Annotated in this window: 20 protein-coding genes and 2 pseudogenes; 17 read left to right on the top strand and 5 right to left on the bottom strand. The window is 57.0% G+C overall.

What is annotated here, in order from left to right; all coding sequences use genetic code 11:
- Positions 1–2: 2 nt before the first annotated feature.
- A complete protein-coding gene (locus tag ACA051_RS08000; RefSeq protein ID WP_219095179.1) occupies positions 3–545 on the top strand; it encodes a DUF2937 family protein in 543 nt (180 codons plus the stop codon).
- 151 nt (positions 546–696) lie between these two features.
- Here the strand turns inward: ACA051_RS08000 and ACA051_RS08005 are convergent, their stop codons facing one another.
- Positions 697–1,611, bottom strand: coding sequence for a LysR family transcriptional regulator (locus ACA051_RS08005; protein ID WP_497309006.1), 915 nt, complete (start codon positions 1,609–1,611; stop codon positions 697–699).
- A 161-nt stretch (positions 1,612–1,772) separates the two neighbouring features.
- Between ACA051_RS08005 and ACA051_RS08010 the strand changes: the two genes are divergently transcribed.
- The 4 genes from ACA051_RS08010 to ACA051_RS08025 all read left to right on the top strand — a co-directional run bounded on the left by ACA051_RS08010 (position 1,773) and on the right by ACA051_RS08025 (position 5,511).
- Positions 1,773–3,059 (top strand): MFS transporter, encoded by a 1,287-nt coding sequence (locus ACA051_RS08010; RefSeq protein WP_497374301.1) that lies wholly within the window; start codon positions 1,773–1,775, stop codon positions 3,057–3,059.
- Between the two features lie 75 nt (positions 3,060–3,134).
- Positions 3,135–3,887: a 5-oxoprolinase subunit PxpA gene (locus ACA051_RS08015; protein ID WP_497309009.1), complete on the top strand. Its 753-nt coding sequence runs from the start codon at positions 3,135–3,137 to the stop codon at positions 3,885–3,887.
- Positions 3,884–4,588, top strand: coding sequence for a 5-oxoprolinase subunit PxpB (gene pxpB, locus ACA051_RS08020; protein WP_497309011.1), 705 nt, complete (start codon positions 3,884–3,886; stop codon positions 4,586–4,588). The genes ACA051_RS08015 and pxpB overlap by 4 nt, the downstream gene beginning before the upstream one ends.
- Positions 4,585–5,511 (top strand): 5-oxoprolinase subunit C family protein, encoded by a 927-nt coding sequence (locus ACA051_RS08025; RefSeq protein WP_497309012.1) that lies wholly within the window; start codon positions 4,585–4,587, stop codon positions 5,509–5,511. The genes pxpB and ACA051_RS08025 overlap by 4 nt, the downstream gene beginning before the upstream one ends.
- Positions 5,512–5,623: 112 nt before the next feature.
- Here the strand turns inward: ACA051_RS08025 and ACA051_RS08030 are convergent, their stop codons facing one another.
- Positions 5,624–6,802 (bottom strand): vWA domain-containing protein, encoded by a 1,179-nt coding sequence (locus tag ACA051_RS08030; protein ID WP_077749161.1) that lies wholly within the window; start codon positions 6,800–6,802, stop codon positions 5,624–5,626.
- 13 nt (positions 6,803–6,815) lie between these two features.
- Entirely contained in the window at positions 6,816–7,661 is an 846-nt protein-coding gene (locus ACA051_RS08035; RefSeq protein WP_010462104.1) for an AAA family ATPase, read from the bottom strand.
- A gap of 202 nt (positions 7,662–7,863) precedes the next feature.
- On the opposite strand from ACA051_RS08035, the pseudogene ACA051_RS08040 reads away from it, so the two are divergent.
- Both ACA051_RS08040 and ACA051_RS08045 read left to right on the top strand, forming a co-directional pair.
- A pseudogene (locus ACA051_RS08040) lies at positions 7,864–8,093 on the top strand (DUF4160 domain-containing protein).
- The gene (locus ACA051_RS08045; protein WP_497374303.1) at positions 8,081–8,584 is read left to right on the top strand and encodes a DUF2442 domain-containing protein; all 504 of its coding nucleotides are present in this window, start codon (positions 8,081–8,083) and stop codon (positions 8,582–8,584) included. The pseudogene ACA051_RS08040 and the gene ACA051_RS08045 overlap by 13 nt, the downstream one beginning before the upstream one ends.
- Here the strand turns inward: ACA051_RS08045 and ACA051_RS08050 are convergent.
- Positions 8,581–9,657: a DUF748 domain-containing protein gene (locus ACA051_RS08050; protein ID WP_497309016.1), complete on the bottom strand. Its 1,077-nt coding sequence runs from the start codon at positions 9,655–9,657 to the stop codon at positions 8,581–8,583. The genes ACA051_RS08045 and ACA051_RS08050 overlap by 4 nt on opposite strands.
- A 127-nt stretch (positions 9,658–9,784) precedes the next feature.
- Between ACA051_RS08050 and cysK the strand changes: the two genes are divergently transcribed.
- From cysK to ACA051_RS08065, 3 genes are all read left to right on the top strand, one after another.
- Positions 9,785–10,759, top strand: a complete 975-nt coding sequence (gene cysK, locus ACA051_RS08055) for a cysteine synthase A (RefSeq protein ID WP_497309018.1) — start codon at positions 9,785–9,787, stop codon at positions 10,757–10,759.
- 221 nt (positions 10,760–10,980) lie between these two features.
- Positions 10,981–11,919 (top strand): aspartyl/asparaginyl beta-hydroxylase domain-containing protein, encoded by a 939-nt coding sequence (locus ACA051_RS08060; RefSeq protein ID WP_497374305.1) that lies wholly within the window; start codon positions 10,981–10,983, stop codon positions 11,917–11,919.
- Positions 11,920–12,531: 612 nt separating this feature from the next.
- Positions 12,532–13,395, top strand: a complete 864-nt coding sequence (locus ACA051_RS08065; protein ID WP_497374307.1) for a DMT family transporter — start codon at positions 12,532–12,534, stop codon at positions 13,393–13,395.
- Positions 13,396–13,694: 299 nt separating this feature from the next.
- Here the strand turns inward: ACA051_RS08065 and ACA051_RS08070 are convergent.
- Positions 13,695–14,300 (bottom strand): annotated as a pseudogene (locus ACA051_RS08070) (DMT family transporter); the annotation flags it as partial.
- Positions 14,301–14,354: 54 nt separating this feature from the next.
- Here ACA051_RS08070 and ACA051_RS08075 point away from each other — a divergent pair.
- From ACA051_RS08075 to ACA051_RS08105, 7 genes are all read left to right on the top strand, one after another.
- Positions 14,355–15,896, top strand: coding sequence for a recombinase family protein (locus ACA051_RS08075; protein ID WP_497374309.1), 1,542 nt, complete (start codon positions 14,355–14,357; stop codon positions 15,894–15,896).
- A 762-nt stretch (positions 15,897–16,658) separates the two neighbouring features.
- Complete coding sequence (locus ACA051_RS08080) at positions 16,659–17,219, top strand: hypothetical protein (protein WP_497374311.1); 561 nt, start codon at positions 16,659–16,661, stop codon at positions 17,217–17,219.
- Positions 17,216–17,383 (top strand): hypothetical protein, encoded by a 168-nt coding sequence (locus tag ACA051_RS08085; RefSeq protein WP_497374313.1) that lies wholly within the window; start codon positions 17,216–17,218, stop codon positions 17,381–17,383. Before ACA051_RS08080 ends, ACA051_RS08085 begins: the two co-directional genes overlap by 4 nt.
- A complete protein-coding gene (locus ACA051_RS08090; RefSeq protein ID WP_497374315.1) occupies positions 17,380–17,643 on the top strand; it encodes a hypothetical protein in 264 nt (87 codons plus the stop codon). The genes ACA051_RS08085 and ACA051_RS08090 overlap by 4 nt, the downstream gene beginning before the upstream one ends.
- A complete protein-coding gene (locus ACA051_RS08095) occupies positions 17,640–18,011 on the top strand; it encodes a hypothetical protein (RefSeq protein ID WP_497374317.1) in 372 nt (123 codons plus the stop codon). The genes ACA051_RS08090 and ACA051_RS08095 overlap by 4 nt, the downstream gene beginning before the upstream one ends.
- Positions 18,008–20,245: a tape measure protein gene (locus ACA051_RS08100; protein WP_497374319.1), complete on the top strand. Its 2,238-nt coding sequence runs from the start codon at positions 18,008–18,010 to the stop codon at positions 20,243–20,245. The genes ACA051_RS08095 and ACA051_RS08100 overlap by 4 nt, the downstream gene beginning before the upstream one ends.
- Complete coding sequence (locus ACA051_RS08105) at positions 20,245–20,484, top strand: hypothetical protein (protein WP_497374321.1); 240 nt, start codon at positions 20,245–20,247, stop codon at positions 20,482–20,484. The genes ACA051_RS08100 and ACA051_RS08105 overlap by 1 nt, the downstream gene beginning before the upstream one ends.
- Positions 20,485–20,686 lie beyond the last annotated feature (202 nt).

Below are 20,686 nucleotides of genomic sequence, written 5' to 3' on the forward strand. Positions count from 1 at the left end.
CGATGTTGCTCAGTTATCTACGGCTGGTGTTGTTTGCGGCGGGCCTGTTGATCGGTGTCCAGGTGCCGGGGTTCATCAGCGATTACGCGAAACGGGTCGAAGCGCATCTGATTGAAGCGCAGACCAGCCTGAGCGGTTTCCAGGGCACCGCCAATCAGTTCTTCAAGGGCGATATGCAGGCGCTGGTGGCCCATTACCGCGCCAGTGAAGACCCGATTTTTCGCAGCGACGCCGAGAGCCTGAGCACCTTGCTCACCCGTCAGCTGGCGCTCGATAAACAGTTCCAGGCCATGCAAGGCCCGTGGTACATCCGCGTCCTGCAGGTGGCGCTGGCGGCGGATCCGGATATTCGCAAGGAAACCTGGAACGGCTACAGCTACCAGATCCTGCTGACGCCGGAAGCGATGATCTGGGGCATGAGTGGCGCGTTGCTGCTGTCCTTCGGCATTGAATGCCTGTTCCGTTTGATCGACTGGGTGGTGCTGGGCGGCAAACGCCTGCGCCAGAGCCGGCCGATCGAAGACCGGGATGTGCGCGGCCTTTAATGAGCGCCACCGACCTGTAGCAGCTGGCGAAGCCTGCGTTCGGCTGCGAAGCAGTCGTCAATCCGGCGGTCTCGGTTTACCTGAAACACCGCGGTGCCTGGTTTCGCGACTGCTTCGCAGCCGAACGCAGGCTTCGCCAGCTGCTACAAGGTTAGCGCGCGAGGAGGATGTAGTTCTCACCAACCTTCTTCGCATACCCCTCCAGCACCTGCTGACACAACGCCACAATCTCCTCGACCCACTCCACACCCAGCCGCCACGACACCACGACCTGCAAACTAGGCAGCTGTTGATCGATGGCCAGCAGGGTCAACTCCCCCCGCGCCAGTTCCTCGGCCACCAGGACCGGCGGCAACGCACCAATGCCGAATCCGTCGCGCAGCAACCGGGTAATCGCCGACACCGAGTTCACGCAGTTCAGCCGCGGCGTCATCACCCCGTTCGCCTGCATCAGACTCAGAATGTCCTGATGCGGATGTGAGTTTTTCGAGTAAGTAATGATCCGCTCGCGCGCCAGATCGGCAATGCCCGTGTACTCGCGGTTGTAGATCGAATTGCTGGCCACAATCCAACCCATCGGATGGCTCGCCAGTTCAAGACTGCGCACGCTTTCCTGACGCACCAGATCGGTTTGCAGGATCAGATCGAGAAAGCCTTTTTGCAGCTGATCGCAGAGGTTGAGCGCCGTATCGGCCACCAGCTCGATTTCCACCAGCGGATAGTGATCCATCATCTGTGCCACCAGCGGGCTCAGCCACGTGTGAATCACCGTGTCCATCACGCCGATCCGCACGCGCCCGACTTTGCTTGAGCGCGTCTCGATCGACTGCTTGAGGGCTTGCATGGTGTCCATCATCTGCTCGGCATACTCGAGCACTTTCAGGCCTTCGGGCGTCAGGCTCACGCCCCGCGAGTCGCGCAAAAACAACTTCACCCCGAGCTCGCCTTCGAGCACCGCGATGCGGCTGGAAATCGACGCCTGGGTGGTGAAGAGCTTGTCTGCCGTCAGGCGAAAACTCTTGAGTCGGGCGACCCAGACAAAGGTCTCGAGAAACTTCAGGTTCATGGGGTCGGCTCGTGGCGGATAAAGTTTTCTTATGTCTAGGGCGGGGTTTTATTAGTTGGACGCAGCAGGGCCGGGCGCCCAAAAATCAGGCCATCCGGTTCCCACGATAGGCGTCGTCGGGGCTCAGAACAATACCAATAAAATTTGCACGGAGATTTGCCATGAGTGCGCCCGACACGCTCGACATCCCCAAGGCCACGGCTCGGCCGGGACCTTTCGATTGGTACCGCAACATCAATCAACAGGAACGCCGCACGTTCTGGAGCTGCAAGATCGGCTATGGCCTGGACGGCATGGACACCCAGATGCTCAGCTTCGTGGTGCCGACCCTGATTGCCATGTGGGGCATCACCACCGGCGAGGCCGGGTTGATTCATACCAGCACGCTCATTGCGTCGGCCATCGGCGGATGGGTGGCGGGGATTCTGTCGGACCGCATCGGTCGCGTGCGCACCTTGCAACTGACGGTATTGTGGTTCGCCTTCTTCACCTTCCTCTGCGGCTTCGCGCAAAACTACGAGCAACTGTTGATCAGCCGTACCTTGATGGGCTTCGGTTTTGGCGGTGAGTGGACCGCCGGCGCGGTGCTGATGGGCGAGGTGATTCGCGCCAAGGACCGCGGCAAGGCGGTGGGCATGGTGCAATCGGGCTGGGCATTGGGTTGGGGGCTGACAGCGATTCTCTATGCGCTGCTGTTCTCGGTATTGCCGCCGGAAGATGCCTGGCGTGCGCTGTTCATCCTCGGCATCGTGCCGGCGATTTTCGTGATTTTCGTCCGTCGACTGGTCAAGGACCCGGAGATCTATCGCGAAGCCAAGGCCAAGCAGGAGCCGGGCAATGCAGCGAAGTTCTACGAGATCTTCGCCCCCGGCATCCTCTTCACCACGATTCGCGCTTCGGTGCTGACCACGGGCGCACTGGGCGGTTACTACGCAATCACGTCCTGGCTGCCGACGTTTCTGAAAAACGAGCGCGGTTTGAGCGTACTCGGCACGGGCGGTTATCTGGCGATGGTGATCGTCGGTTCCTACGTCGGCTACGTCATCAGCGCGTATCTGACTGACATCCTCGGCCGCAAAAAGAACTTCATCCTGTTCGCCGTGGGCTCGTTCACCATCGTGCTGCTTTACACCCAATTGCCAGTCAGTAACGGCGTGATGCTGTGGCTGGGCTTTCCGCTGGGCTTCTTCGCTTCGGGGATTTTCAGTGGCATGGGCGCGTTTTTGACCGAGCTGTTTCCGACGCGGATTCGCGGTTCGGGGCAGGGCTTTTGCTACAACATCGGCCGGGCGTTGGCGGCGTTGTTTCCGTTGCTGATCGGTTTGATGAGCCAGAAGGTGCCATTAAGCGTCGGCATCGGGGCGTTTGCGGCGGTGTCCTACGGTGTGGTGATCCTTGCGGCGTTGAGCCTGCCGGAAACCCGTGGCAAGCAACTTGAAGCCCAATAACAAAACGACAGCAACTGATAATCTGTGGGCAACTGCCCCGCAGAAAAAAAGAAATTGCCTACAGGAGTGTTCACCGTGAGCCGCCTGCTATTGAACTGCGACATCGGCGAGAGTTTCGGCAACTGGACCATGGGTCTGGACGCCGAGGTCATGCCCTTCATCGATTGCGCCAACATCGCCTGCGGCTTCCATGCCGGCGACCCGAGCATCATGCGCAAGACCGTCAGCCTGGCCCTGAGCAACGGCGTGCAGATCGGTGCCCATCCGGCCTATCAGGATCTGGTGGGTTTCGGCCGCCGTTCCATGGCCTACGCCGCCCAGGAACTTCAGGACATTTTGCATTACCAGATCGGTGCCCTAGACGGCATCTGCCGGGCCCAGGGTGGGCGCGTCAGTTACGTCAAACCCCACGGCGCGATGTACAACGACATGATGGCCAACCCGGCGCAATTGCGCGCGGTGCTTCAGGCTGTGGCGGCGTATGACCGGACCTTGCCGTTGATGCTGATGGCCACGCGCGACAACAGCGCCGCCCAGCAATTGGGCGATGAATACGGAGTGACCCTGTGGTTCGAAGCCTTCGCCGACCGCGCTTACGACAGCGCCGGCATGTTGGTTTCGCGGCAACTGCCTGGGGCCGTGCACCACGATCCCGAGAGCATTATCGAGCAAGCGCTGACCATCGCCCGTGGCGACAACCTCACCGCCAGCGACGGCAGCGCCTTGCACTTGCGGGCCAATACCCTGTGCGTCCACGGTGACAACGCCAGTTCGGTGGCGGCCGTGCGCCGGATTCGCGAAGCCCTTGATCAGCAGAGCGCACCATGAAACCGCGGGTTGAGGTGGTGGCGCTGGATTGCCTGATGGTGCGTCTGTTCGATGAGATTGCCGAAGCCAACATGCCGTGGATGCTGGCGGCCAGCGAAAACCTGCGCGTTGCGTTCGCCGGGCATCTGATCGATCTGGTGCCGTCTTACACGACGTTGATGGTCCATTACGACCTGACCGCGTTGAGTCCGGCTCAGGCCCGGGAATTGATCGCCGAAGCGCTGATCGACCTGTCGCCCAACGCGAGCACCGGCGGCAAATGCCATGTGCTGCCAGTCTGGTATGACTTGAGCGTCGGTCCAGAGTTGAGCGTGTTGTCTCAGCGCAGCGGGTTGTCGGTGGACGAGGTGATCCGCCGCCACAGCGAGCGCGAGTATCAGGTGTTCGCCCTGGGTTTCGCGCCGGGGTTTGCCTTCATGGGGCTGGTGGAGGAAGTGCTCGCCGCGCCGCGCCTGAATACGCCGCGCAAAAAGGTCGCTGCCGGCAGTGTCGGCATCGCCGAGCGGCAAACCGCCGCCTACCCGGTGGTGTCCCCCGGCGGCTGGAACCTGATCGGCCGCACGCCGGCCAAATTGTTCGACCGCGAGCGCGACGGCTACAGCCTGATGCAACCGGGTGACACCGTGCGCTTTGAAGCGGTCAGCCATGCGCAGTTCATCAACCTGGGTGGTGACGACACGCCATTGGAGGCCCAGGCATGAGCCGTCTATTGATTGAGGCGAGTACGCCGCTGTGCCTGTTGCAGGACGCGGGTCGTTTCGGCGTGCGGCATCTGGGCGTGACTCAGGGCGGCGGGCTGGATTGGCGCTCGATGTCGTGGGCCAACTGGCTGCTGGGCAATGGAGTGGATGCGCCGGTGATTGAAATCACCCTCGGCGGATTCAGCGTGGTGGCCGAGGACGATTGCGTGTTGGCGCTGGCCGGGGCGGATCTGGGCGCGCAAGTGGAAGGTGAAGCGCTGGCACCTTGGCGCAGTTTCCGGCTGAACAAAGGCCAGCGATTACAGTTCACTCAACCGCTGCTCGGCGCTCGGGCTTATCTGGCGGCGCCCGGCGGGTTCGACGCGCCAAAGGTGCTGGGCAGCAGCGCGACGGTGGTCCGTGAAGAACTCGGCGGCCTGGATGGCATGGGCCGGCCGTTGGCAAAAGACGCTTCGTTAAGCTATCGCGGGAGCGCGTTGATATTGCTGCGGGAGTTACCGGCAGAACACCGGCCGGACTTCAAAGTCGATTCGCCACTGGATGTGGTCCTCGGCGCGCAGATTGGTGAGTTCAGCGGGCAAAGTCTGTTCGACGCCTTCAATAGCGTCTGGACCCTCGACAGCCGTGCTGATCGCATGGGCATTCGCTTGCTGGGAACGGCGTTGCAGTACCAGGGCAAACCGATGATTTCCGAGGGCATCCCGCTAGGCGCGGTCCAGGTGCCGCCGGACGGGCAGCCCATTGTGTTGCTCAATGATCGGCAGACCATCGGCGGTTATCCGCGATTGGGGGCGTTGACGCCGCTGGCACTGGCGCGACTGGCGCAGTGCCTACCGGGGGCGAAAGTGCGGTTGCGGCCGGTGGTGCAGGAGGTGGCTCATAGGGAGCAGATCGAGTATTTGCGGCGATTTTCAGACCGCTAAAAGCTTCGCGGGCAAGCCTCGCTCCTACAGGGTTGGTGCACGACGCACGAACACCGAAACCTGTAGGAGCGAGGCTTGCCCGCGAAGACGTTCTCACGGACAACAAAAATCTCTATTTGGAAAGAAACCGCATCCCTTCCTCCAACCCCCGTAACGTCAACGGGTACATCTGGTCATCAATCAAGTCCCGCACGATATTGGTCGACGACGTATAGCCCCACGTATCTTTCGGATACGGGTTGATCCAGATGACCTTCTTGTACTTTTCCATGAACCGCTGCATCCACACATAACCGGCTTCTTCGTTCCAGTGCTCGACACTGCCTCCGGCCTGGGTGATTTCGTAAGGCGCCATCGCAGCATCGCCAATGAAGATCACTTTGTAGTCGGCGCCGTACTTGTGCAGCAAGTCCTGGGTTGAAGTGCGCTCGGAAGTGCGGCGCATGTTGTTCTTCCACACCGATTCATAAATGAAGTTGTGGAAGTAGAAATACTCCAGGTGCTTGAACTCGGTCTTGCAGGCCGAGAACAACTCCTCGCAAATCTTCACATGCGCGTCCATCGAGCCGCCGATGTCGAATAGCAGCAACAGCTTGACGGTGTTGCGCCGCTCCGGCCGCATCTGGATATTCAGCAGGCCGGCATCGCGTGCGGTGTGGTCGATGGTGCCGTCGATGTCCAGTTCTTCCGCCGCACCCTGACGGGCGAATTTGCGCAAGCGGCGCAGGGCGACCTTGATGTTGCGCGTCCCCAGTTCCACCGAATCGTCGAGGTTCTTGTACTCGCGCTGATCCCACACCTTGACCGCTTTGCCCTGGCGCTTGCCGGCATCGCCGACGCGGATGCCTTCCGGGTTGAAGCCGCCGGAGCCAAACGGGCTGGTGCCGCCGGTGCCGATCCACTTGTTGCCGCCGGCGTGGCGTTCTTTCTGTTCTTCGAGGCGTTTCTTGAACTCCTCGATCAACTTGTCCAGGCCGCCGAGGGACTGGATCGCGGCCCGTTCTTCTTCGGTCAGGGAGCGCTCGAATTCCTTGCGCAGCCAATCTTCAGGAATCAAGGCCTGAAGGTGATCGTCGAGTTTTTCCAGACCGTTGAAATAGGCACCGAACGCCCGGTCGAACTTGTCGAAATGCCGTTCGTCCTTCACCAGAATCGCCCGGGACAGGTAATAGAACTCGTCCATGTCGGCGAAGGTCACGCGCTGCTTCAGCGCATTGATCAGGTCCAGCAGCTCACGCACCGAGACCGGCACCTTGGCTGCGCGCATTTCATTGAACAGGTTGAGCAGCATGGCGATCAGCCTCTTAGCGGGTGCCGCGACGGCTCATGAACGCCAGGCGCTCAAGCAATTGAACATCCTGCTCGTTCTTCACCAGGGCGCCTGCCAGCGGCGGAATCGCTTTGGTCGGATCGCGTTCGCGTAATACCGCTTCGCCGATGTTGTCGGCCATCAGCAGTTTCAGCCAATCCACCAGTTCCGAGGTCGATGGCTTCTTCTTCAGGCCCGGGACCTTGCGCACGTCGAAGAACACGTCCAGCGCTTCGCTGACCAGGTCTTTCTTGATGTTCGGGTAGTGTACGTCGACGATTTTCTGCAGCGTCACGCGATCCGGGAACGCGATGTAGTGGAAGAAGCAACGGCGCAGGAAGGCGTCCGGCAGCTCTTTCTCGTTGTTGGAGGTAATGATGATGATCGGGCGTTTCTTGGCCTTGATGGTTTCGTCGATCTCGTAAACGTAGAACTCCATCTTGTCGAGTTCTTGCAGCAGGTCGTTGGGGAACTCGATGTCGGCCTTGTCGATTTCGTCGATCAGCAGAATCACTCGCTCTTCGGACTCGAACGCTTCCCAGAGCTTGCCCTTTTTCAGGTAGTTGCGAACGTCATGGACTTTTTCCGTGCCCAGTTGCGAGTCACGCAGGCGGCTGACCGCGTCGTACTCGTACAGGCCCTGATGCGCCTTGGTGGTGGACTTGATGTGCCAGGTAATCAATTTGGCGCCAAAGGACTCGGCCAATTGCTCGGCGAGCATGGTTTTGCCGGTGCCCGGCTCGCCCTTGACCAGCAGTGGACGCTCCAGGGTAATGGCGGCGTTGACCGCCAGCTTCAGGTCATCGGTGGCGACGTAGGCCTGGGTGCCTTCGAACTTCATCTGCTAATCCTCGAACGGTAACGCCGACCTGAAAGAGGCAGGGCGGAGCGCAATAATTGTAGTCCTCGACTATAACGCGCAGGCCGGTCGACTGTGAACGCAGACGGCTTATTCAGTCCCTGAATGGGGCGTCACATCTTGACTCAGTCTCGGCGGCTGGCCAGTATTGAGCTATCGCCATTTTGGCGATAGCTTGCCCGGCATGTCTACTAAATACCGATTTCGCGATACGTACCGCATTCAGTTGCGCGAGAAAGATCATCCGCCGCCCATGTCCACCTGACCGGTGGCGGGCTCGATGTGATGCTCAGCCTGGAAACCGTCGAAGTGAGGGTGGGCAAGGCGCCGCCGCTGATTATCAAGGAAGCACTGGAGTGGGTCAGGGCCCATCAGATGCAATTGCTGGAGGACTGGAAACGATGTTACCCATGAAACGACCACGGCTGGCGGCTGTGCAGGCATTGCCGGACTACCGCCTGGCACTGACCTTTATCGACGGCCAGCAACTGACCCTCGATTTGAGTCGCGATCTGCACACCTATCCAGGCTTGCAGCTGTTGCTGGAGGCTGGCGCGTTCGAACGTGCAATGTCGGGTGATGATGGCTGGAGCGTCGAGTGGCCCGAGCAGGATATCCAGATCGGCGCCGACACCCTGTATCTGGATGCGCTCGCGCAAAATGCGTCGGACGAAAACACCCGGATCTTTATCGATTGGCGCGCCCGTACCGGGTTGCCGCTCAATCAGGCGGCCGAGGCGCTGGGCGTCAGCGCCCGCAGCATCACCCGATACAGCAGTGGCCGTGAAGCCGTGCCTCGATCATTGGCACTGGCCTGTCTGGGCTGGGATTTCCTGCAACAGCAATCGAATTCGGCACGGGCGGCGGAAGAAACCGGTCGCTACACCGTTACGCGCAAACCTTAGCCGGCCTCCGGTTTCGGCCGCTCATACCGCGCATTAAACGCTTGGACAAAACCATTACGTAAAATCTGCAAAAACGCCTGGAACGCGCTTATATCTTGTCGATGCACATTGCCGCTCAGTTCAACGCGAGTCGCAAACTGGTTCTTGCCCTGGTTTTTCAACACGGTTTCGGAACCGCCGACGATGGCTTCCCAGATGGAGCGGAAAATCCCTTTGTCCTTGTTTTCCACGTCTTGCTGCCAGTTGAACACGTCGACGTCTTTGAGCAGCGGTTTGATGTAGCCCGTCAGTTTGGCCTTCTTGGCCTGCGCTTCGATCACCACGTCGCCGTGACCGGCGTTGAAGTCGAATTTGCCATAGGCCGAGGCAAAGTCGTTCAGGCGTTTGAGTTCAATGTCCCTGGCCCGCAGGCGGAACTCGAAGTCTTCAAAGTTGCTTAAAGGGTCGAAGGTGGCCGTGGTTTCCAGTGGTGCGTGCCCCAGCAACAGCGCCTTGCCTTCAAAACGGGCGTCGCGTTTGCCTTCGGTATCGACCACGTTGGTCAGGTTGTAAATGCTGGCGTTGACCTGGGTGGCGTTCATGTTGACGGGGGGCTTGGAATTGAAGTTTCGAAAGCTGATCTTGCCGTCGTAAATGCGTATTTCGTTAAAGGTGAACGGCGCCAGTTTGCTCAACTGTGCGCGCCAGTCGGTGCCTTGACCGGTCTGGGAGTTTTGTTTGTTGGCGCCGCCGTCGACGAAGTTCACCTCTGGGTTGAAGAACTGCACTTCGGCCACCACAGCGCGGTCGGACCAAAGTGAGTGCCAACTGACAGAAAGGTCGATCAGCGGCGCATTGACGAAAGGCACCGGGACCTTGCCGTCGATCTTGACGATTTTCAGTCCATTGATTTTATAAGCGCCGCGCCACAGGGCCAGGTCCACGTCGGTCACCTGGCCTCGGTAATCGCCCATGTCCGCGAGCTTGTCGTTCAGGTAGTCGCGCACCAGGTAGGGCAGGGCGATATGCAGGGCAATCAGCAGCACAACGAGGCCGGCGAGGGTCCACAGGGGCCAACTGTATCGACGTTTCATGACGGCAAATCTCTGGCGGTGTAAAGCGATTGACTGCGGTGATGACCGGACGTTCGACCTGACTGGACGACCACCGGCAACAGGCATACCTTTGGGAGCTTATTCAACGCTGTACAAGGACCCAGCCATGAGCCGTATTTACGCTGACAACGCCCATTCCATCGGCAATACGCCGCTGGTGCAGATCAACCGCATTGCCCCGCGCGGTGTGACCATCCTGGCCAAGATCGAAGGGCGCAATCCGGGTTATTCGGTCAAGTGCCGGATCGGCGCGAGCATGATCTGGGACGCCGAAAGCTCCGGCAAACTCAAGCCTGGCATGACCATTATCGAACCGACGTCGGGCAACACCGGTATTGGCCTGGCCTTTGTCGCGGCTGCCCGTGGCTACAAGTTGATGCTGACCATGCCGGCGTCGATGAGTATCGAGCGACGCAAGGTGCTCAAAGCGCTGGGCGCCGAGCTGGTGCTGACCGAACCGGCCAAAGGCATGAAGGGCGCCATCGAGAAGGCTGCCGAGATCCTGGCCAGCGATACGGCCAAATACTTCATGCCAGCGCAGTTCGACAACCCCGCCAACCCGGCCATTCATGAGAAAACCACCGGCCCGGAAATCTGGAACGATACTGACGGCGCGGTCGATGTGCTGGTTGCGGGTGTCGGAACCGGCGGAACCATTACCGGCATTTCGCGGTATATCAAGAATACCCAGAGCAAACCGATTATCTCGGTAGCCGTGGAGCCGGTGGTGTCGCCGGTGATTACCCAGGCGATGGCCGGTGAAGAGATCAAGCCAAGCCCGCACAAAATCCAAGGGATCGGTGCCGGTTTTGTCCCGAAGAATCTGGACTTGTCGATGGTCGATCGGGTTGAGTTGGTCACCGATGACGAGTCCAAGGCCATGGCGCTGCGCCTGATGCAAGAAGAAGGGATTTTGTGCGGTATTTCCTGCGGCGCCGCGATGGCGGTGGCGGTGCGTCTGGCCGAAACACCGGAAATGCAGGGCAAGACCATCGTGGTGATCCTGCCGGATTCCGGCGAGCGCTACCTGTCGAGCATGCTGTTCAGTGATCTGTTTACGGATCAGGAGAATCAGCAGTAGGCGTTGCTTGATCTGTTGATCTGTTGATCTTCTGGTAAGAGGGCTGATTCACGTCAGCCCCCGTTCAGGAACCTTATGTTAATAAGTGCTTTGTTGCACAAACCTTAATACTGAATGTCTAGTTTTGCGGGTTCTTCCCGTGGCCGGGAATGTTTATCATGGCCGGCTGCCACGTCGGGTAAATGGCGTGGTGCGAAGAGTCTAATCTCAAGGAGCCGTAGATGACCTTTTCCTTTGCCGCGAAAGCGTCAGTGTTGCTGCTATTCCTGGGCAGCACCCTCTATGTGCATTTGCGCGGCAAGGCGCGATTGCCGGTTCTGCGTCAATTCGTCAATCACTCGGCCTTGTTTGCGCCTTACAACGCCTTGATGTACCTATTCTCCGGCGTGCCGTCCAAACCCTTTCTTGACCGCTGCAAGTTTCCTGAACTGGATTTGCTGAAGGACAACTGGGAAGTCATCCGCGACGAAGCCATGCACCTGTTTGACGAGGGTTACATCTGCGCCGCCGAAAAGAACAACGATGCCGGATTCGGTTCGTTCTTCAAGAAAGGCTGGAAACGTTTCTACCTCAAGTGGTACGACAAACCCTTGCCATCCGCTGAAACCTTGTGCCCGAAAACTGTGGCGCTGTTGAGCATTATTCCCAGCGTAAAGGGCGCGATGTTTGCGTTGCTGCCGGGTGGCAGCCACCTCAACCCGCACCGGGATCCGTTCGGCGGTTCCCTGCGTTATCACTTGGGGTTGTCGACACCGAACTCCGATGATTGCCGCATTTTCGTCGACGGTCAGGTCTACGCCTGGCGCGATGGCGAGGACGTGATGTTCGATGAGACTTACGTGCATTGGGTCAAGAACGAAACCGAGAAAACCCGCGTCATTCTGTTCTGCGACATCGAACGACCGCTAAGTAACCGCATCATGACCCGCATCAATCGCTGGATCAGCGGCTTGCTCGGTCGCGCCACCGCACCTCAGAACCTTGATGATGAACGCGTCGGTGGAATAAACCAGGCGTATGCCTGGAGCAAGAATTTCAGTGACAAGGTCAGCGGCGTGGTCAAACGCTGGAAGCGTCGTAATCCCAAGGCATACCGTGTACTGCGGCCGGTGTTGGCGGTGCTGGTGTTGACGTTGTTGGGGTATTGGTTGTTTGGGTGATTCCAGTCATGGAAAAAAACCGCTCCTTGTGAGCGGTTTTTTTATGAGGGAATTCAAACGACGCGCCCGCGAGAACACCGTCAGGCTCTTCAGCTACAGGATTTGCCTACAGCGACCTGCTTTCGAGCTTTCGACCTGTATAGCTGATGCCGAAGTTGAGTCCGTCCCCTTGGCCTGTGATCGCTTGCATTCCATGTCCCCGCTATTGTCTGTATTCCCTTCAAGGCAGATCGAGCGATCACGCTGTCGTTACTGGCCCTTTGTTCAAGTCATTGCAATCTATGCCGCGCGCTGGTTATAGTCGGCGCTCGCCTGCTTTCCCGAGCACGGCCATCAAAAAAGATCAGCCCATGCCAGCTTCCCTCATCAATGCGGTAGTCGATTCAGCGGTCAACGCTGGCGTCGTGCCGTGCGGGGATCAGCAGCCTGCGCAGATCAGTCATTACCCCCCACCTGTCAGTAGCTCGCCGGTGTGCGCCGTCGTATCACCGCCAGGCGTTGGCATTTCGGGCTGATCAGCTGTCCCTGCTGCTCCCCCTTTGCCTGTCTGAAAAAACTACTGAACTTCAGCTTCGGCTGAGTTGGCTTTTTGCCTGATGACAGGTGGTATTCATGTTTGTCCTTTCGAAAAAAACCGCGCTCGCGGCGGCGTCCACGAGCCTGTTCGTTCTGCTGTGGAGCAGCGGTGCGATCTTCTCCAAATGGGGCCTGGCCCACGCTTCGCCCTTTGCCTTTTTGCTGATTCGCTTTGCCATTGCCTTGTGCGGATTGATGCTGCTGGTGCCGTTGCTCAAGCTGAAATTGCCCAAGGGCGGCAAGCCGATGCTGTATGCGATGGCCACGGGTGTGGTGCTGCTGGGGGCTTATCAGATTTTTTATCTGCTGGCCCTGGACCTGAAAGTCACCCCAGGGGTGATGGCCACGATCATGGGGGTGCAGCCGATTCTCACGGTGGTGATCATGGAGCGGCAGCGCTCTGCCAGCCGCATGTTTGGTCTGGCACTGGGCCTCGCCGGATTGATCATGGTGGTTTATCAGGGCATCGGTCTGGCCGGCATGTCATTGGCCGGGATGCTCTTCGGTTTGCTGGCGTTGGCGAGCATGACCTTCGGTTCGATCATGCAGAAGCGCATCACCGACAATCCCCTCGGCACGCTGCCGGTGCAGTACCTCGCGGGATTGCTGCTCTGCGGGATCTTCGTGCCGTTCCAGCCGTTTCATTTCGAACACAGCAGCGGTTTCATCGTGCCGGTGTTGTGGATGGGGTTAGTGGTGTCGGTGCTGGCGACGTTGCTGCTGTATCGCTTGATCGCCCGGGGCAACCTGGTGAATGTCACCAGTCTGTTTTACCTGGTGCCGGCGGTAACGGCGGTGATGGACTACCTGATTTTTGGTAATCGGCTGGCGGCATTGAGCATGCTTGGGATGGTGCTGATTATTGTCGGATTGGTATTTGTGTTCCGTAAAAACGCTTGAAACAAAACAAGGCCCGGGGCATGAGTTCCGGGCCTTGTTTATTGGCCAGCGCATGCTCGGCCTGCACCGAATTCACATCGGTAGCAGGGCACTGGTACTGGCTGCGTGGTCAGCGGTTTTCGGGGCGATCACGCCTTCGAGTTCACTCTTGCTTCCAGAATCATCCGGATGCATTGCTGCCCGAGGCATTGCAGAACGCCAATCCGCTGGGGATTCGGCGGTTGGTGGATGGGGAAATCAGTAGTCTAGCTTTGTAGTCGTCTGAGCTGACGCCATCGCGGGCAAGCCACACCACAAATCTACTTGGCAGCCACCCCAACAGCCTTCACTACAGCCGACTTCAACACCAACCACAACGCCGCCGCAATCAACACCCCGCCGTAGATATGCGCCATCGACAACGGCTCATCCAGTAACAGCGCTCCCCACAACACCCCGAACGGCGGGATCAGGAAGGTCGTGGTCATCGACCTCACTGGCCCGATCGAGCTGAGCAAGCGGAAGTAAATAATGTACGCCAGCGCGGTACACATCAGCCCCAATCCAAGCAACGACAACCAGACATTCCAGCCGCCCCAGCTTGCCGGCGGCTGGCTGATCACGCTGTAGCCGAACAACGGCAACAGGAACAGCGTCGCCCCGAGCATGCTGCCCAGCGCCGAAAGACGACTGTCGAGACCGCCCGCGTGGTCAAGCCAGCGGCGGGCCAGGAACCCGGCAAAGCCATAACAGGTGGTGGCGAGCAGGCAGGCGGCGGCGCCCATCAGCAACTCCATGTCGAACGCCACCGGACCGGCACGGGTCAGGACGCCCACGCCAAACAGCCCGAGGAACACCCCGCCAAGCTTGGCGGCGGTGAGTTTTTCATGGAAAAACAGGCCGCCGATCAACACCCCCATCAGCGGGAAGAGATCGGCGGTGTTATGATGGAGTCTTTCCAGTGAGGGAGACCACCCATCATGCCCACCGCGTTCAGCTACGTCCGGTTCAGCTCCGCCCAGCAACAACACGGTGCCAGCCTTGAGCGTCAGGAGGGCATGGTGAGCCGGTGGCTGCTGCAACACCCAGACTACACACGATCCACAGACCGTTTCGCCGACTTGGGTATCTCAGGCTTCAAGGGCAAACACCTTGATAATGCCTTCGGTCGCCTGTTGGCCGCTGTGGAGTCTGGTGTAATCAAGAGTGGCGATTGCATCCTAATCGAAGCGATTGACCGTGCCGGACGCCTTGAGCCAATGGCGATGCTCCCGCTGTTGAGTCAGATCGTAAACGCCGGGATCGACATCTTCACGCTGGACGATGGAATCAAATACGACAAGGCGTCTGTGAACTCGAATCACTTGTTCCTGTTGGTGGCAAAGGTGCAGCAGGCTTACCAGTATTCGGACACGTTGAGTCGTCGTGTCAAAGACGCCTACACCCGCAAACGTGACAAGGCAGCAGCCGGGGGAGGGGTCACACGCCGTACACCGTTGTGGCTGGATAACGACGGCAAGTTGATTGAAGACTTGGCCCCCGTCATTGCATCGATATTCGAAGACTACGCCGCTGGTATTGGTGAGCGGCGAATCCTTGCACGGGTACGTGGGCAACATCCTCTACTGGAGGACTTGAACCCTACAACGATCAAGAAATGGCTCCGTAACCCAACCGCCGTTGGGCGCTGGAATGACCTTGAAGATGTGTATCCCGCCGCCGTGAGTAAGGAGCTGTGGTTCCGGGTGCAGAAGCGTTTGAAGGACGGCAAGAAGATCAAGTCTGCATCCTCGGTCTATCTGCTTTCTGGTCTGGTTCGTTGTGGTCGGTGCGGTAAGAACTTCGGTGTGGTGAGCACCAAACGTAGCCCGCCTGTGATGTTGTGCATGGGTCGTCATAGGCTTGGTGCTGCTGGGTGTAGTAACAGCCGCTCAATCCCTTACCGGGTGCTGATGTTCGTCTGTTCTCAAACATCACAGTCAGCTCTACAGCGTGCCGCCTCTGGTCAAGCGCTGACAGCAGGGGAGAAGCGTTTGATTGAGATCGAAGGTCAGCTATCAGATTTGCATCGCCAGTCGGAGAACGTGATTGAGCTACTGGCAGAACATGGCAAAACCATGCCGGGTATATCGGCCAAGCTTGCGCGGTTGTCTGCCAGTGTCGAAGCGCTGGAATCAGAACAAGCATTGCTGAAAGCTGCGCCATCTGAGGTGCCACTTGATGAAGTGATAGACCTTGAGAACGATTTGCTGCACGAAGACCCGCAACGGTTCAACGCAATGCTTCAAGCTGCTGGCTATGCCATCGTGTGTGAGGGCACTACGATGTTCGTAGAAGAGCCTTCGATTTTGGTTGGGGGTGAGCGTCAGGTGTTCGAGTACAAGGGTGCAGATCGCGCCACAGAGACGTACAGGGTCGAGACTAACGGCATGTACAGCGACACGATTGAAATGGATACACCCCGGCAAATTGCTGCACGTGTCGCCGCCTACGATGCTTTTGTGGCGCAGGAAGAGGGGTAGGGTATAAGGCTATTGTGCCAAGTGTTACGATGAATAAGCCAAAAACACGGTTTCACTTGACTTATAGAAAATGTTGTATTTGACAAATGAAGGTTTATGCCTCATACTAAGCTTAACGGGTATAGCTTTTCGTGCGGCGATTTCGCTGCACCCTCCGCAACACCAGCAACAAACCAAATTCAAACATTAAGACCGACCCAGTCCGCTGAGGTTGGTTTTTGTGTGGCCGAAGGTTTTCAGAATGCCTTCTGACTCCAGTCACAAGTCTGGTGGCCAACTACTTGTAGATCAGGCTGGGAGGCCTCCGAGTCGCTGACAGGGCGATGATCGAACCTTTGTCAACTGGCCGTACTGTTTACAAGGCAGTTCATTCCACTCCACAGCAAGTGGGCCAAAGCTGAGAGGGCGTGTAGTTGATTCCTCCGCGCCCTCGAACCAAATTCTTGATACAACTCATGTAACTTCGGATGACTCGTGCATTCAATTGGCCGGACATTGTTCCGGCCAAATTTTGGCCAGAGTTCTATCTGTGACATGAAATCAACAACCAAACATCTGTGACAACTTCAATTCAGGAGGTGGCCCCTTATGGCCCTAGTTTTCCAATATTGTGAGACTTGCGGTATTCGCTACGCCAGTCGGACAGTACGTAGCAAGACCTGTTCAAGTGCATGCCGTCAACGAGCATGTAGAGCAGCCAAGCAACAAAGTGCAACACCCACAGCAACACAACCAACCATAAAAACAGAAGGAAACAACACCATGAGTAAACAAACACCAATGCAGTTTGCTTTCAGCCAGTCTGAATATGAAGCTCGCTGTGAAAATGAAATCGCTTTCTACAAATCTCGCATCGAGAAGCCCTTTCAGGGTGTCGTCGGCGCTATCGTCGAGTCTTCACCGAGCAACCTAACGCTGCAACAGTCTCTCGCTTACTACCATCAAATGCTTACTGATGGTTACACGCCACTTGAGGAAATGTCAGCTCTACCGACTGCAACACTATTTGATAGTTTGCTCGGTTCATTTGTCACTATCTACCTGATGAAGCCTGACGCTCAGCAGGAAAGTGATTGTGCGAAGATTCGTCGGGAAACCAAGGTTCGATATGAAGCGGAGCTTGCAGCGGCTCTTGAGGCTGAGATTGACCGCCAAGTGGCATTGTCGTTGGCTAAAGATGAACGTGACCGCCTACAGGCCGAACAACAACAACGATTGAGCCGTGAGCAAGAAGTGCGGGATGAACTCGCCGCAAGTCGTGCCAAGCTTCGTGATGAACTAATTAAATCTGGCAGATTGACTGCCGAAGGAAACGCACAATGACCAGACAAGAGGTTGAGAAATCCGTGCGAGATTCGCTATATGCGGAATTGACACGTCAGCGCCAGATTCAACAGGCGTTACAAGACGACGATAAAGAAACCTACGCCAAGCTCATTGGTGAGATGGTTGATGAATACCTTGCTGACAATGGAAGTGCAGAATGACCGATAAAATCGATCCAAGCACTCTGTCAGGTACGGAGTTGCTACTACGCCAGAAGTATGCTCAAGACACTATCGCTGTAGGCTCTCCAGAGGCCGCTATAGAGGCCGTAACTAAACAAGCGCTACCAACAGATAAAGAAGCCTCTTCCGAGGCTGTAGCAGCGTTTAAGGCGGCTCTGGAACTACTTGCTGCAAGAGAGCGAGCCAACAAGATTATTGAACTTGCGAAACAAGCAAAATTGACTAAAGGAAAACAATGACAGAGAGCGCTACACCGAAGGAGTTGAAAAAATCTCCGCAACACCACTCGATTACAAAAATGACCGACCACCCAAAGATTCGCATGTTCACATGTGCAATGGGGCAATGGCTTCGAAAGTGCCACGGCTACGATGTCGATTACTCTTACCGTTGGGTTAAGACTCAGAATGGGTCTATCTACTTCGCCCTGTCAGGTTCTCGCAGTGTGCAAACGGTCTTCGCAGATTACTTGGATAATAACCAAGGCGATTATTACGCCAGTGCCACCGTTGCCCAATACGGACGCAATGCAGCGGAATTCAACCGTGCATTCGACAAACTGCTGGAGTTGAAACACGGTCGCGGCGCTTATGGTGAAAGAGTATGAACTCAGAAGTCATTGCAAAGCTGGTAGGGCTCCTTGAATACAAAGTTGACCTTTCAGGTCTCCTGAAATTCGAACGCGGGTTAGCTCAGGCGCACCAAAAGATGCTCGCCCTCAGTCGCGAAGCTGATGCCCTCGGCAAGAAACTCGGCACCAAGATGGGCATCAAGGTTGATAGCGCCGGACAAGAGAAACTAGCCAAGACAGTCCGTGCAAACCTTGATCGTGAGTTGAAACTTGAGAACGCGGTGCAGCGTACACGCCGTGCCACTTTCACCGCTGAGCTTGCAGGTCAAAAGCTGGTCAACCTTCGCCGGAAAGAAGGTGCAGCAATCCAGTCCCAGGCACTGCGCGACAAGATCAGTGCGGCTGTTCTTGATGCTAAAGCATCCAAGGCCGAAGCCGAGCGCTTGAAGGTGCAAGGTGTAGCTGTGAAACAGGCTCAATCCATTGAGCAACACAAGGCTCGCCAAGCTCGTTGGGAAGCCTTGCTCACCCAGCAACAGCAGAAGACCGCCATCCTGCAACAAAAGCAATATCAGGCAATGACAGCCACCCAGAGAGCCGAGTTTGCGCTACAGCAAGCCCGAGTGAGAGGACAACGAGCAGCGGAGAAATTCACCGCGTCACAGCAGGCCGCAAAGATCCGCTCCCAGCGTCTAGATGTGAGCCATGCCCAGAGGGCCGAGCGCTTCGAATGGGCGAAAACTCGACAGGCTGCTTGGGCCGCGAAGCAGGCAGCTCCAGCGCCTTCAACGGGCTTCATGGGGCTAGGTGCAGGTTCCTTTGCCCTTGGTGGTGTTGCAGGCGGCGTTGCCGCTGTAGTGGCTGCGCTGAACGCTATTTCTGATCGTCTTGATAAGCGTCAAGCCGACGCCAGCGAGAGCCAAACCTATCGCAATATCTTTGCTCAGGTTGGCGGTAAGAACCCAGCTAATGCAGAACGCGCTGAGAAGGCTTTCGCTGAAATGACTGAAAAGTACGGGATGACCAACACAGCCGAAACAGCCGCCGACTTCCGTGTATTCATGCTGAGCCAGCAAGCCAAAGGCATCGCAATGTCTAAGTCATTGGCCACGTATGAAACGCAACTTGCAGCGTTCCGGGCGGCTGGGATGACCAAGACCCAGCAGGACCGGGCCGTAATTCAGCTCCAGCAGGTGCGAAGTGTCGGCAAGGCGGACACAGAGGACGTTCGGACCTTCTCCGAGGCAGCACCTTTGATTAAGCAGGCAATCGTAGAGGCTTGGGGTCAGCGCACTAAATACAAGGGAGACAACCTAGACGGTGCGTTCATGAAGTCGATTCCGAAGGGTGGCGTTCTCCCTGCTGACTTCGAAGCGGGTTTTGCTCGATTCGTATCTCAGCAGCAGGACACGTTGGCCCGTCAGATGGTGAGCATCGATGCTCAACAAACCCGCCTCGACAATGCCAAGTATTTGCAGCAACAGGAAATCAACGCCTCGCCCGAACTGGTCAAATCCATCGCCGACCGCATCGCCGCCGAGCGTGAACTTGTTGACGCGCTCACCCCAGTCAAACAGTCGTTAATGGAGTTTGAAGCAGGGTTGATGCGTGTAACTACAACCATGACTCGCTGGATGATCGGTCGCGACTCAGACGGTAATGTCACTACAAACGCCATGCAAAAAGATACTAATCCAGCACCCGGCTCAGTTGGTGCAGCACTTGGCCCAAGAATGAAACCAGCCGCGCCAGATGAACAAGCGAGTTTGGATGATCGTGCTAAGCCGGGTATGTGGAACAGTTTTCGCCGTCTCCTGAGTGGTGGTTCTCTTGCAGACGATAAAACAGTAGCAGATGAGAACAGAGCCCGATGGGGCAAAGTGAAAGTTGATGCTGGGGGAATGTTTAACAAGCTGGATTTGTCTAAGTTTGGTGCTGAGCCACCAGATGAAACCGGACAGGTGAAACAGTTCCGTATGCCGCGTGAATTTACAACCGAAGACATTATGTATGAGGCAGCAAAACGTCAGCGCGATAAACAACCTGTCCAGCCATCATGGCTTGGTCCCGGCGACCTCAACGGGCAAGTTATTGCCCCACCTGCTGAGAGCAACATTGATCAGTCGCATACGGAAATTAACGTTTCTGTAAATGTAGACGCTCGCGGCATGTCACAGGAAGAGGCGCAGAAGTTCTCAGCCGAGGCCGCACGGGAAGCAATGAAAGAAGAGTTTCGCTCGACTCTTGCCAGTCAAAAGGAAGTCGAGTAATGAACGGTATCATCCGCGCCATTATGTTGGCTTGTGCCTTGCAGATTATAGCAGGAGGGGTCTTTACGACCTTCATGCTAGATCATGCCAGCGCTGTATCAGAGCAATACACCGACAATGCATTACGACTGCAATACAACCAGATGCAAGTTCAGTTCAGCGATGAGCGCAGTTCAATGAAAGAATACGTGGAGAAGATTGTTGCTCTACGTATCAACCAATCAAGAGGAACCAAGTAATGATGCAAATCTATACAAGTGCAATGGGGGCGGCGAAAGCCGCTCACTACTTCTCCCATCTTCTACGACGCCCTGTAACGCGCTATATGGCTGTTGGCAAGTATGGAGCGCCACTCTGGGTTGTCTCTTTAGATATCACCTCCCACAACGCACTGTAGAGCGCTGTAGCGGTAGTTTGGCTAAGTGTAACTACCCGAATATA

The organism is Pseudomonas sp. LBUM1669 (assembly GCF_059695705.1).